Source organism: Sinorhizobium sp. 8-89 (assembly GCF_030124325.1).
Taxonomy (GTDB): Bacteria; Pseudomonadota; Alphaproteobacteria; order Rhizobiales; family Rhizobiaceae; genus Sinorhizobium.
In genome coordinates, this window is sequence record NZ_JASKLR010000024.1 from 65,436 (window position 1) to 77,305 (window position 11,870).

13 protein-coding genes and 1 pseudogene are annotated in these 11,870 nt (G+C 59.1%); 11 read left to right on the forward strand and 3 right to left on the reverse strand.

Going from position 1 to position 11,870, the window contains the following annotated elements; translation table 11 throughout:
- Nucleotides 1–8: 8 nt before the first annotated feature.
- Nucleotides 9–902, reverse strand: a complete 894-nt coding sequence (locus QN219_RS27775) for an intradiol ring-cleavage dioxygenase (protein WP_284003471.1) — start codon at nt 900–902, stop codon at nt 9–11.
- Between the two features lie 255 nt (nt 903–1,157).
- On the opposite strand from QN219_RS27775, the gene QN219_RS27780 reads away from it, so the two are divergent.
- From QN219_RS27780 to QN219_RS27825, 10 genes are read left to right on the forward strand one after another with little or no spacing between them, the layout of a single operon-like run.
- Complete coding sequence (locus QN219_RS27780; RefSeq protein ID WP_284003472.1) at nt 1,158–1,895, forward strand: GntR family transcriptional regulator; 738 nt, start codon at nt 1,158–1,160, stop codon at nt 1,893–1,895.
- Complete coding sequence (locus QN219_RS27785; protein ID WP_284003474.1) at nt 1,895–2,716, forward strand: sugar phosphate isomerase/epimerase; 822 nt, start codon at nt 1,895–1,897, stop codon at nt 2,714–2,716. Before QN219_RS27780 ends, QN219_RS27785 begins: the two co-directional genes overlap by 1 nt.
- 46 nt (nt 2,717–2,762) lie before the next feature.
- A complete protein-coding gene (locus QN219_RS27790) occupies nt 2,763–3,431 on the forward strand; it encodes an amino acid ABC transporter permease (protein ID WP_284003476.1) in 669 nt (222 codons plus the stop codon).
- A gap of 9 nt (nt 3,432–3,440) precedes the next feature.
- Nucleotides 3,441–4,091, forward strand: a complete 651-nt coding sequence (locus QN219_RS27795; protein WP_026622290.1) for an amino acid ABC transporter permease — start codon at nt 3,441–3,443, stop codon at nt 4,089–4,091.
- Between the two features lie 41 nt (nt 4,092–4,132).
- Nucleotides 4,133–4,957, forward strand: a complete 825-nt coding sequence (locus tag QN219_RS27800; RefSeq protein WP_284003480.1) for a transporter substrate-binding domain-containing protein — start codon at nt 4,133–4,135, stop codon at nt 4,955–4,957.
- 7 nt (nt 4,958–4,964) lie between these two features.
- Nucleotides 4,965–5,738: an amino acid ABC transporter ATP-binding protein gene (locus QN219_RS27805; protein ID WP_284003482.1), complete on the forward strand. Its 774-nt coding sequence runs from the start codon at nt 4,965–4,967 to the stop codon at nt 5,736–5,738.
- 18 nt (nt 5,739–5,756) lie between these two features.
- A complete protein-coding gene (locus tag QN219_RS27810) occupies nt 5,757–6,617 on the forward strand; it encodes a shikimate dehydrogenase (protein ID WP_284003485.1) in 861 nt (286 codons plus the stop codon).
- Between the two features lie 14 nt (nt 6,618–6,631).
- On the forward strand, nt 6,632–7,000 hold the full coding sequence (locus QN219_RS27815) for a 5-carboxymethyl-2-hydroxymuconate Delta-isomerase (RefSeq protein WP_015886723.1): 369 nt from the start codon (nt 6,632–6,634) through the stop codon (nt 6,998–7,000).
- Nucleotides 7,001–7,033: 33 nt separating this feature from the next.
- Nucleotides 7,034–7,483, forward strand: coding sequence for a type II 3-dehydroquinate dehydratase (gene aroQ / locus QN219_RS27820; protein ID WP_037390108.1), 450 nt, complete (start codon nt 7,034–7,036; stop codon nt 7,481–7,483).
- A 7-nt stretch (nt 7,484–7,490) separates the two neighbouring features.
- A complete protein-coding gene (locus QN219_RS27825) occupies nt 7,491–8,528 on the forward strand; it encodes a Gfo/Idh/MocA family oxidoreductase (protein ID WP_284003496.1) in 1,038 nt (345 codons plus the stop codon).
- Nucleotides 8,529–8,976: 448 nt separating this feature from the next.
- On the opposite strand, the gene QN219_RS27830 is transcribed toward QN219_RS27825, so the two are convergent.
- Together QN219_RS27830 and QN219_RS27835 are read right to left on the reverse strand one after the other, a co-directional pair.
- Nucleotides 8,977–9,690 (reverse strand): alpha/beta hydrolase, encoded by a 714-nt coding sequence (locus QN219_RS27830; RefSeq protein ID WP_284003498.1) that lies wholly within the window; start codon nt 9,688–9,690, stop codon nt 8,977–8,979.
- A gap of 201 nt (nt 9,691–9,891) precedes the next feature.
- Nucleotides 9,892–10,760 (reverse strand): annotated as a pseudogene (locus tag QN219_RS27835) (oxidoreductase).
- A 297-nt stretch (nt 10,761–11,057) separates the two neighbouring features.
- On the opposite strand from QN219_RS27835, the gene QN219_RS27840 reads away from it, so the two are divergent.
- Nucleotides 11,058–11,870, forward strand: an 813-nt coding sequence (locus QN219_RS27840) for an ATP-binding cassette domain-containing protein (RefSeq protein WP_284003488.1), incomplete at its 3' end; no start/stop codon positions are given.

Sequence of the window (11,870 nt, forward strand, 5' to 3'; positions counted from 1 at the left end):
ATCGTGATTTATTTGATCGGGGGACGCGGCAAAACTGCTTCGCCGGGTTCCATGACATAGGTGTAGTCGAGCGAGAACCATGGACCAGGAATATCCGTTTCGGTCGGATGGGGCTCCTCATGGCGGATGAAGTCGCCGGTCAGCGCCGCCGTGACACCGAACTGAACATCGGAGTCGATGTTCGGGTCGCTGGGGTCAAAGACCTGGGAAATCAGCGTCTTGTATCCGGGCTTGAAGATCAGTGCGTGCAGGTGCGCTGGTCGGTACGGATGGCGTCCCTGAGCTTTGAGCAGGCGTCCGACCACGCCATCGACCGGTATCGGATACCCGACCATCTTGACGGTCCTGAACCAGAACCGACCTTGCTCGTCGGTCATGAATTTGCCGCGCAAGTTCATCTCGGCCTGGTCCGGGTCCTGGTTTTCATAAAGACCGACGGGAGATGCATGCCACACATCCACTTCGGCGCCGGCAATTGGCTTACCGTCGCGGTCAACGACCTTGGCATGCACGAACAAGGGAGTGCCCGGCGTCTCCGATCGGATGATCGACCCCCCATTTTCGACTCGCGGAGAGTTGAGGCGCCAGAATGGTCCCAACAACGACTGGGAGGTCTCAGTCTGTCCTCTGTCGCCATTGTTCAGCAGGCAGACAAGTGAAGACACGCCAAGAGAACCGGCCATCAGCACAAACTCGTTGTGGTGATCAGTATGCAGCTTCCCGATCTCATTCAGCATGGCTGTCGCCTCCCGAAACTCGACCTCCGTCAGTCGAACCTCGCGCACGAAGGCATGAAGATGCTTGACCATCGCCACGAGGATTTCTCGCAGGCGGGGGTCTTCAGTGCGATTCATCACAGCGAGGACGGCTGGCGTCAGATCGCTTTCCGTTTTGATCACCATGTGGGCTACCTCCCGATTTCCACGACTATCCAAATAATCGATTATCTGTCAAGGCCGCCGTACATCCCCGCGGCGCCAATTAGCCAGAAGAAACAGGACGGCGGCATGCAACCAGTTGATTATATTATATATTCGTTTACGAGGAGCAAGCTGAGGCTTAACTTTGTGCAGATTTCAGCGCTCTCAAGTTGACAAGAATAATCGTTTATTGTATCGATCATCGACAATTAGTTCGGGGGAGCCTTGGGAGGAACAATGGTACCGGATGACGACGGCGCATTTGCTCCGACGACAGAAGATGCTCCATCGTCTTCTGGCTTTCTTGACGACGGCAAAAACACAATTGGGAGCCAGCTTGCATCCCGTCTTCGTGAGGCGATCATCTCCGGCGAGCTTCAGGCCGGCAGCAAGATCAATCTCGACAAGGCGCGCAAGACGTTCAACGTAAGCCTCAGTCCGCTGCGTGAAGGGTTGGCGCGGCTGATATCGGACGGTCTAGTGGAGTTCGAGGACAATCGCGGCTACCGCGTTTCATCGATTTCCTTGGCCAATCTGGAAGAGATCACCACCCTGCGCGAAGAGTTTGAAGTCTTTGCGCTTCGCGAGTCCATGCGGCTCGGCGATGTGGAGTGGGAGGGCAACGTCATGCGCGCGTTGCATCGCCTTAACCGCACCGAGCGCGACGCGGCTCGGCCAGAGACACTGGAGCGCTGGGAAGAGCTCCACCGCGAATTTCATCTGACACTTATATCTGGCTGCGGGAAGCCGATCCTGCTCCATTTCTGCAGATTGCTTCTTAATCTCAACGACCGTTATCGCCGGGTGTTTCTGACCCGCACGTCGGGTGACCGCAACGTCAGCCAGGAGCACAGTGAGATTGCTCAGGGAGCCGTCGCGCGGGATCTGGATTATGCGTGCGATATGTTGCGTCAGCATATCCACCGCACGGGAACCAATCTGCGCAATCACCTCGCGACAAAGGGGATCTTGTGATGACCGTCGCGACGCCAAGACCGAGCCTTGAACTGGGCGTGGCGCATTTTTCATCCATCGCGCTGCCGCCCAAGGAATTCGCCGTGATGGCTGCTCGGGCGGGTTTTGCGTCGATAGGTCTGCGTCTGCACCCTGCCTTTCCCGGAGCCCCTTTCTACGAGTTGCCGGTGGGCAGCCAGAGTGCCCAGGAGTTCAAGACAGTTGCCGATAGCGAAGGCATCAAGGTGTTCGATATCGAGTTCTTCGTGATCGACGAGAACTTCGTTGCGGCCTCCCATGAGGCGACTGTGGCAGCCGCTGCAAACATAGGGGCGCGCCGGCTGAGTGTTTGCGGCGATGATCGAGACGGCGGCCGTCTTGCCACAAACCTGTCTGAGTTTTGCGCCCTCGCGGCGCGATATGGCATGTCAATCGACGTCGAAAACATGGGCTGGCGGACGGTAAGAACCTTTCGCGACAGCGTAGCGGTCGTGAATTCCTGCGGAGCAGAGAACGCCGGTATCCTTGTTGACGGGATTCACTTCTTCCGAAATGGAGCCTCGATCGACGAGCTTCGCGCAAATGCAGGGAAGGTAAAACACGTCCAGCTTTGCGACGTCCGCGGGCCTGCTCCCAAAACATCGGACGCAATGATCGCCGAGGCGAGAAGCGGCAGGCTCGCTCCTGGAGAAGGCGAATTGCCATTGAAGGACCTCTGGGCGGCAACCGAATACGGCGCTGCTATCTCCGTTGAAGTGCCACTCGTCGGGCCGGTGGACCCGGAGGCACATCTAAAACATCTGCATGACAGCGCAGTGGGGATTTTGAAACCGGATCATTGATCCGGCGCCGACGCGGCGTACGCCGGTCGGAGGGAGGAAGTCTTACATGACTTATACGTTTGATTTCGGTGCGGTCCTCGACCGCGCCCCGGAATTGCTATGGGGTTCTCTTGGAACGCTTGGCCTTGCGCTGGCTGGGATGCTCCTCGCACTCGTCATTGGAATCCTGGGCGTTGTTGCAAGGACTTCCAAGAGCGAGATCACGCGCACTCTCGTTATCGCCTTCGTCGAGGTCGTGCGTAATACGCCATTCCTGGTGCAGATCTTCTTCATATATTTTGCCCTTCCTCTCATGGGCATCCGCCTCAATCCGACCGTTACGGCGGTCATTGCCCTCGGCATCAATGGTGGGGCGTACGCAATCGAGATCATCCGAGGCGGGGTCGAGAGCGTGTCGCGCGGCCAGATCGAGGCAGGTTTCGCACTTGGTCTGCACAAGGCGGACGTCTTCCGGCTCATCGTGCTCAAGCCGGCGCTGCGGGCGATTTATCCCTCGCTCACAAGCCAGTTCATCATGCTGACACTGACAACGTCTGTCTGCACGTCAATCGCCGCCTACGAGCTGACCTCGGCGGCTCAGCGAATTGAGTCTGACACCTTCCGCAGCTTCGAAGTCTATTTCACGGTGACCGCTATCTACCTGGTTATCTCGACGCTGATGATGGGCCTCTTTGCCCTCATTTCCCGCCACTACTTCAACTACCCGACGCGATAGGAGGCAGCCATGGGACCCATCGGCGAAAATGAATTCTTCTTTTTGATGCAGGGTTTGAAGTGGACCGTGCTGCTTGCGATCGTGGGGTTCATCGGTGGGGGGATATTCGGAATCCTGATCGCGCTGCTGCGCACCTCGAAGACGAAAGTCGCCCGGACGATCACCGCAGGCTATATCGGCGTCTTCCAGGGCACGCCCCTTCTGATGCAGCTCTTCGTTGTCTATTACGGCGTTGCGCTGTTGGGCATCGAGGTCAACGCGTGGATCGCGGTCGCAATCGCCTTCACGCTCCATGCCAGTGCCTTCCTGGGAGAGATCTGGCGCGGCTCCATCGAGGCTGTGCCGAAGGGCCAGACGGAAGCCGCCAACGCCCTCGGTCTGCATTATGTCTCGCGGATGAAAGACGTCATCCTGCCGCAGGCCCTGAAAATCTCGATGCCGGCCACGATCGGCTTCCTTGTCCAGCTCATCAAGGGCACGTCGCTGGCAGCAATCGTCGGCTTCATTGAACTCACTCGCGCCGGCCAGATCATTTCAAACCAGACCTATCGTCCGCTGCTCGTCTTCGGGATCGTCGGCGCAATCTACTTCATCATTTGCTGGCCGCTCTCCCATGCCGGAAGCGGCCTCGAAAAACGGATGGCGAAAGCTGCCCGCTAACCGCTTCGCTCGAAGCAAAACTCTTGAGGAGGAGAAAAAGCATGCATAACAATCGTAGGAATTTTCTCGGACTTGCACTGGCAACCGTTGCCTTCGCAACCGTTGGCGCTGCCGCCGCCTCTGCGGCAAATGTGGAGGAAATCAAGGCAAAGGGCACGCTTGTGGTCGGCATCCAGGGCGACAATGCGCCATGGGGGTTCGTCAACACAAGCGGCGTGCAGGACGGCTTCGACGCTGACGTCGCCAACCTTTTTGCTAAGGAATTAGGCGTGAAGGTTCAGTTCCAGCCGCTCGCCGTTGCCAACCGAATTCCGGCGCTTACGACCGGCAAAGTCGACATCCTGTTCGCAACGATGGCGATGACGGAAGAACGCGCGAAATCAATTCAATACAGCAAGCCCTACGCCGCTAACACGATTTCGCTTTATGCCGCGAAGTCCGACACGGTTACGAAGCCTGAAGACGTTGCGGGATGGGAGATCGGCGTTCCGAAGTCCAGTTCGCAGGATAAGGCAGTAACGGACGCCGTCGGATCCACCGCAACGGTTCGCCGCTTTGATGACGACGCTGCAACTATTCAGGCTCTGATCTCCGGACAGGTAAAGGCGGTTGGCGGCAACCAGTTCTATGGTCAGCGTCTGGATGCGGCGAGTGCCGGCACCTATGAGAGCAAGATCGACTTTCTGACGACCTACAACGGCGTCGGGACCCGTCTCGGCGAGAAGGACTGGAACGAAGCCGTCAACGCCTTCATCGAGAAGATCAAGGCCAATGGTGAGCTTGCCGCCATCACGAAGAAGTGGATGGCGATCGATCTGCCGCAGTTCCCGGAATCCATTCCGAACATCCCGTTCACCGTCAATTAAAGCCCAAATGGAGGGTTCCGTGCTCAATTCCGCAAACCATCAACCGACGCTGATTTCCCTTGAGGACGTGCAGAAGTGGTACGGCGCTTTCCATGCCTTGAAATCCATCAGTCTGTCGGTCCGCAAAGGCGAAAAAATCGTCCTCTGCGGGCCGTCAGGCTCCGGGAAATCGACGTTAATCCGCTGCATCAATGCCCTCGAAACGATCGAGGACGGCAAGATCGTCGTCGAGGGTCAGGTACTGGACGGAAGCACCAAATCCGTCGATGCGATACGTCGCGAAGTGGGAATGGTCTTCCAGAGCTTCAATCTCTTCCCCCACATGACCGTACTTCAGAACTGTACACTCGCCCCGATGCGTGTTCGAGGCACAAGCCACACTGACGCAGAGCGACTGGCTCGAAAATATCTCGAGCGCGTTCGAATCCTTGATCAGGCGGAAAAGTATCCTGCGCAGCTATCCGGCGGACAACAACAACGCGTTGCCATCGCTCGCGCGCTCTGCATGGAGCCGAAGGTCATGCTCTTCGACGAACCAACCTCTGCCCTCGATCCTGAAATGGTGAAGGAAGTGCTCGACACCATGATCGGGCTCGCCCGTGACGGCATGACGATGATCTGTGTCACGCACGAAATGGGCTTTGCCCGCCAGGTCGCTGATCGCGTCATCTTCATGGCGTCAGGAGAAATCGTCGAAGAGGCCGAACCGGAGATCTTCTTCAAGTCCCCCAAGCACCAACGCACGAAAACCTTCCTCGGCGAAATCCTGGCCCACCACTGACGTCCGAAAGCGATGCCAATGCACGACAAGAAATTCCTCGTGGGACTGATCGGTGCCGACATCCAAATGTCAAAGTCCCCGGCGCTCCACGAAACGGAGGCTCGACATCAGGGCCTCGATTACCGCTACGAGCTTCTCGACCTCGCCGAGCGGGGCCTTCCCGCCTCGGCGCTGCCGGACCTCCTCGATGAGGAAGAGCGGTGCGGTTTTGCCGGGAGCAACATTACACATCCGTGCAAGCAGACGGTGATCGCCCACCTCAATCGCCTTTCCGAGGATGCGGAGATGCTCGGTGCGGTCAACAGCGTGGTCTTTCGTGACGGCGAGAGGATCGGCCACAACACTGATTGGTACGGTTTCTACGAGAATTTCCAGCGCGGCCTTCCGGACGTCGCGAAGTCGCATGCCGTGCTGCTTGGCGCCGGCGGCGCCGGTGTCGCCGTGGCGCATGCCGCAATCAAGCTCGGTATTGAGAGATTATCGATCTTTGACCAGGATTCGAAACGGGCAGAAACCTTGGCTGGGCAGTTGAACGATCGGTTCTCAAGGGATTGTGCTCGTGCCACGACGGATGTCGGCAGCGCCCTGCGCTCCGCGGACGGCCTCATCCACGCGACGCCGACGGGTATGAAGAGCCATCCTGGTTTGCCGATTGACGCGGACTGGCTTCTGCCACGGCATTGGGCCGCCGACATCGTCTATATGCCGCTCGTCACAGAGCTCCTTGCTCTCGCCGAAAGAAAAGGCTGCCGGACCCTTCGTGGCGGCGGCATGACCGTCTACCAGGCAGCAGCGGCTTTCGAATTGTTCACCGGGATAGCACCCGACGCAGAGCGCATGTCCCGTCACTTTATGGACTTGTGCCGCCTGTCGGCTTGATGGGGAGATCCCAGATGCCGCATATCATCATCGATTATAGCCGGGGCGCAGGCGAGCATGTAGCCATGGACCGGCTCACGCTGACCGTGCATCGCTGCGTTCGCGATGGCGGCCTTGTGAAGCCTTCCGCCGTGCGCACGCTTGCGCGGGAGGCGACATACTCCTGCGTGGGCGATGAGCATGTCGATAACCATTTCATCCAAATCATCGTGCGGATGGCACCGGGTCGTACTGCAGAGACCAAGCAGAAGCTTCTCACTGCCGTTCTCGACGCCGCGAGGGCGATCGCCGCGCCTGCTCTCGAAGCGGGAAGGCTCGGCTTGCGCGCAGATCTCTACGAGTCGGACCCTGATTTTGCTGTGCAAGCAATCGCATTCGTCTGACCAGGACGACGTGCTCAAGAAGGACACTATGCTATGAGCCTGATCTACGTTCTCAATGGACCAAACCTCAACCTGCTTGGCAAACGCCAGCCGCACATCTACGGGCATGAAACGCTCGCAGACGTAGAGGCGGACTGCCGCAAACTGGCAGCCGAACTCGGCCATGAAATCCGCTTTCATCAGAGCAACCGGGAGTACGAGATCATCGATTGGATTCATGAGGCGCGCGAGGACGGTGCGGGCATCGTTATCAATCCGGCGGCCTTCACCCATACCTCACTCGCCATCCTTGACGCTCTGAACACATTTGAAGGGCCTGTGATCGAGATCCACATCTCCAATGTGCACAAGCGCGAAAGCTTCCGACACCATTCGTTCGTTTCGCACCGCGCGGACGGCGTGATTTGCGGCCTTGGAACAGAAGGATACCAGCTTGGCATCCGGCGCGCGGCGACAATGATCAAGGCGGCGGGCAAGGGCTGAGGTGACCATGACCCAACGGGTTAAGCTGGCCGTAGTTGGGGCAGGCCTCATCGGTAAGCGCCATATTCGGCACGTCCTGGCCGAGCCCTCGGCGCAACTCAGTGCCGTGGTCGATCCCGCGCCGGTTGGCGAGACCATTGCCAAGGAAGCCAGCGTGAGGTGGTTTCCAAGCTTCGCGAACATGATTGCCGCAGACCGACCTGATGGGATCATCGTGGCTACGCCCAACCCGGCTCACGTCCAGAACGGGTTGGAAGCCGTTGAAGCCGGCATTCCCGCACTCATCGAGAAGCCTATCGCCGACGACATTATATCCGGGGAAAAGCTGATCGCAGCGGCTGAGGCAAAAGGTGTTCCTCTTTTGACCGGCCATCACCGCCGACACAATCCGGTGATGCTGAAGGCAAAGGAAACCATCGCAAGCGGGAAGCTCGGCCGCGTTCTTGTTGTCAATGCGATGTTCTGGCTATTCAAGCCCGACGACTACTTCGACATCTCGTGGCGTCGTGAGCGCGGTGCGGGGCCGGTTTTCCTCAATCTCATCCACGATGTCGATAATCTGCGCTACCTTTTCGGCGATGTTGCTGCGGTTCAGGCACGCGAGTCCAACGCGGTGCGCGGCAACGCAGTTGAGGAAACGGCTGTGATCCTGATCGAGTTCAAGAATGGAGTTTTGGGAACTGCGACAGTCTCGGACGCGGTGGTCGCACCGTGGAGCTGGGAGATGACAAGCGGAGAGAATCCGGCTTACCCCAAAACCGAGCAATCCTGTTACATGATCGGAGGAACGCACGGGTCGCTGGCTGTTCCGTCGCTCGAGGTCTGGCGCAATCCTGGTAAACGGAGTTGGTGGCAACCATTTGACCAAACGCGTATCGAGGTCGACGACGAGGACCCGCTCGTTCTGCAGATCAGGCAATTTTGCAAGGTGATCCGCGGAGACGAACCGCCGCTTGTCAGCGGGCGTGAGGGGCTCGAAACCTTGAGGGTAGTCGATGCGGTAAAACGCTCGGCGGCAACGGGAGAACGTATCGAGTTGAACTGACGCCGAGTAATGCGACCGCCTGCTCGCTCTTCGCGTCTCCTTGCATCCGATGCGCTGAGAACGCCGGCTCAACACCGACGTTAGGCATCGCGCTTCTGGCGGAGGAAATCGTCGCCGCTCTGTCTTCGCCGCCATCGACACGCGTCTACTTCGGCAACGACGCAACGCTTCATCGAATTTCTGGGCGACTGCTTGAAGCCGACTAAGGCAGAAACCAACGTCCGCCTCGACGTACCTTTTTGTCATTCGGTACTTGGAGCCGGATGACCGCAACGGGTCGAGAGCGGACGTGTTTCCGATTGGCGGAAGCACAGCCGCGCCGGAGTAGCGGCAAGGCGCGGGATCGATGCTCTCGCCGCTGTCGTCAATTCCGCCGCCGCACTCTAGGTGTGGTCCAGATCGTTCGCCGGATATAGCAACTTTACTCCCGCTTTTCTCGCCAGATGGGTCAGTGTTCAGCCGCCGCCTTTTCGATCAATCGGGCGACGGTATCAGAATGGGAAACCATGACCACATGGGAGCCGCGTTTGACGACGACCGTTTCCTTGGATCCTGCGCGCTCGGCCATCCAGGCCAGAACGGCCGGGGGGATGTTCTTGTCGGCGTCACCATAGACGAACCAAGAGGGTATGTCCTTCCAGGCCGGTGCTCCGGCCGGTTCCTTGAGGGCGGCCTCCGCTATGGGCCGCTGACTAGCTGCCATCAGCTTGGCCTCCGATTTCGGTACATCCGCCGCAAACTGCTCGTGGAACTTCGCCTGATCGATGTAGAGGTCATGGCCGCCATCGGCCAGTTCGACGGGAGGCGCCAGCGTCGGCGCAAGCGTGCTGCCTGGAAACTTCGCGCTCAGGTCTGCCGCGCTTTCACCGGCTTCCGGAGCAAAGGCAGAGACAAAAACCAGCGCTTTCACGTTGTCGTGGCCGAGCGCGGCTCCGGAGATCACGCTACCGCCGTAGGAGTGACCGACGAGAACGACCGGACCGCGGATGCTGGAAAGCAGTGACGAGACGGTTTGCGCATCAGCCTTGACCCCGCGTAGCGGATTTGCGGCGCCGACAACAGAATAACCGTCCGCTTCGAGGTCCTTAACCACGCCGTTCCAACTGCTCGATTCGGCGAAGGCGCCATGGACGAGCACAATGGTGGGTTTCTGCTCCGCCATGGCCTGCCCCGACAGCAAGAGGGCACCGGTCGCAAGGACGGCGAATATATGATGGTGAAGAGGCACGTTTTTTCCTTTCATTGTAAGAGCGATTGTTATGAGGAGTGACGTGTCTCTCGACTATGTCGTGGCAGCACCACTCTGGAACGAAGCGTCGCCTGATTGCGATACAGAGTGACGATGGTTTCCGCAGCCCGGACGTTAAATGGGGCGGCCGGTTGGAACCAACTGCGGCAGCTCTGAAGCGTCAAAGTCGGTAGACACGCTCAGTGCTTCCCAGGCGTCCAACTCTGCTTGTCGCGTCTCGCTGGCGGTTCGGATTGCCTTGACTGCGTCGGTGCCAAGCGCGAGGCGAAGCGGCGGATCGTCGAGCTGCGAGATCTGCAGAATGGCGTGGGCTGCTCTAGTAGGATCGCCAGGTTGGCGGCCGTTATATTCCCGCTGTTGGCGTGCGGCAGTCCCAACAACGGCGTCGTATTCCGGCCGGCCATCGTGCAAGACAGTCGATCCACCTGCGAAATCCGTTCGAAAGCCGCCCGGTTCGATTATGGTCACTCTCACGCCGACCAGCGCCATTTCCTTCGCAAGAACCTCGGAAAAGCCTTCGACACCCCACTTGGCTGTGGAATAGGCAGCCCGGCCCGGCGCACCGAGGCGCCCTCCGACGGAAGAGAGGTTTATGAGGTGTCCTTTGCGCTGTTGCCTCAGAACCGGGATGGCCGCCTTCGTAACGGTGATGGTTCCGAACAAGTTCGTCTCTATCTCGCGACGAAAGTCCTCGAGGCTCGCATCTTCAATCGGTTTACCGTTCCGTAGCCCGCGTTATTCACGACAACGTCCAGACCTCCAAATCCATCAACGGCTTTCTGAACAGCGGAAGCAGCGGCAACGGGGTCCGTGACGTCGAGCGGGAACAGAATGACGCGATCCCCGAAGCGTGCCGATACATCGGACAATCCCTCGATGCTGCGCGCTGTTACGACGACCTTATGACCAGCCTCCAGAACAGCTTGCACCAGTGCATGGCCGATGCCCCTCGAACTTCCTGTTATAAGCCAGCGCTGTTTCATTGGAGCCTCCATCGCGATTTCGAACATCATGCGATGGAGAATTACGACGAGATGTATCCGAACTTTGTCAGCCGACGGCCTTTGTGAAACTTCGTGTAGCTGACGCTGCCAGCAATTACAAATTGATACCACTCGGCGGCAAATCTTTCGAGATCCGTGACGCCCTCGCTCGCCTATCCCTTGAATCCTCCGCATTTGCTGCATAGATAGCCACAATCGCAGCACCAACAGGACGGTCAAACATGGATTCTGCCCAGATCGCAATGCCGCTTCGCCTTGCAATCGGGGATTCTGTCCATGCCTTCCATTACGCTTGCCAATCTTTCGTGGTCCACGCCTGACGGCCGGCCGCTCTTCTCAAACCTGAATATCAGCTTCGGTCCCGAACGGACCGGGCTTGTCGGCCGCAACGGCGTCGGCAAGACGACGCTGCTGAAGCTCGTCAGTGGCGAGCTTTCGCCCGCGTCCGGCACGGTCTCCGTCTCCGGTACGTTCGAAGTGCTGCGCCAGAGCGTGCAGGTAGCGACCGACGAGGGGATCGCGGATCTGTTCGGGACGCGCGACGCGCTCGCCCTGCTTGCCCGTGCCGAAAGAGGCAGCGCGACGGCGGAAGAGCTCGCCGATGCCGACTGGATGCTGCAGGCCCGCATGAACGAGGCCCTGGCACGCGCCGGGCTCGCGGCGACGGCCGAAACTCTGCTTTCGACGCTGTCCGGCGGCGAGCGGACCCGCGCCGGGTTCGCGGCCCTGATCTTCCGCGAGCCGGATTTCCTGATCCTGGACGAACCGACCAACAATCTCGACCGGGATGGCCGGCGGGCGGTGATCGAGCTTCTCGCCGGCTGGAAGGGCGGGGCGATCGTCGTCAGCCACGACCGCGAACTGCTCGACACGGTCGATGCGATCGTCGAGATGACCACGCTCGACGCCACCCGCTACGGCGGCAACTGGAGCCACTATCGCGAGCGGAAAGCCCTGGAACTGGCGGCTGCCGAGCACGACCTCGCCGATGCCGAAAAGCGGATCGCCGACGTGAACCGAACCGTGCAGGCGACCACCGAGCGCAAGGCACGCAGGGACAGCGCCGGCAAGAAGAAAGCGGCCAAGGGC

Excerpts from the sequence above, each read along its gene's own strand:
- QN219_RS27775 (WP_284003471.1), bottom strand. The coding sequence starts at position 902 with ATGGTGATCAAAACGGAAAGCGATCTGACGCCAGCCGTCCTCGCTGTG.
- QN219_RS27780 (WP_284003472.1), top strand. The coding sequence starts at position 1,158 with ATGGTACCGGATGACGACGGCGCATTTGCTCCGACGACAGAAGATGCT.
- QN219_RS27785 (WP_284003474.1), top strand. The coding sequence starts at position 1,895 with ATGACCGTCGCGACGCCAAGACCGAGCCTTGAACTGGGCGTGGCGCAT.
- QN219_RS27790 (WP_284003476.1), top strand. The coding sequence starts at position 2,763 with ATGACTTATACGTTTGATTTCGGTGCGGTCCTCGACCGCGCCCCGGAA.
- QN219_RS27795 (WP_026622290.1), top strand. The coding sequence starts at position 3,441 with ATGGGACCCATCGGCGAAAATGAATTCTTCTTTTTGATGCAGGGTTTG.
- QN219_RS27800 (WP_284003480.1), top strand. The coding sequence starts at position 4,133 with ATGCATAACAATCGTAGGAATTTTCTCGGACTTGCACTGGCAACCGTT.
- QN219_RS27805 (WP_284003482.1), top strand. The coding sequence starts at position 4,965 with ATGGAGGGTTCCGTGCTCAATTCCGCAAACCATCAACCGACGCTGATT.
- QN219_RS27810 (WP_284003485.1), top strand. The coding sequence starts at position 5,757 with ATGCACGACAAGAAATTCCTCGTGGGACTGATCGGTGCCGACATCCAA.
- QN219_RS27815 (WP_015886723.1), top strand. The coding sequence starts at position 6,632 with ATGCCGCATATCATCATCGATTATAGCCGGGGCGCAGGCGAGCATGTA.
- aroQ (WP_037390108.1), top strand. The coding sequence starts at position 7,034 with ATGAGCCTGATCTACGTTCTCAATGGACCAAACCTCAACCTGCTTGGC.
- QN219_RS27825 (WP_284003496.1), top strand. The coding sequence starts at position 7,491 with ATGACCCAACGGGTTAAGCTGGCCGTAGTTGGGGCAGGCCTCATCGGT.
- QN219_RS27830 (WP_284003498.1), bottom strand. The coding sequence starts at position 9,690 with ATGGCGGAGCAGAAACCCACCATTGTGCTCGTCCATGGCGCCTTCGCC.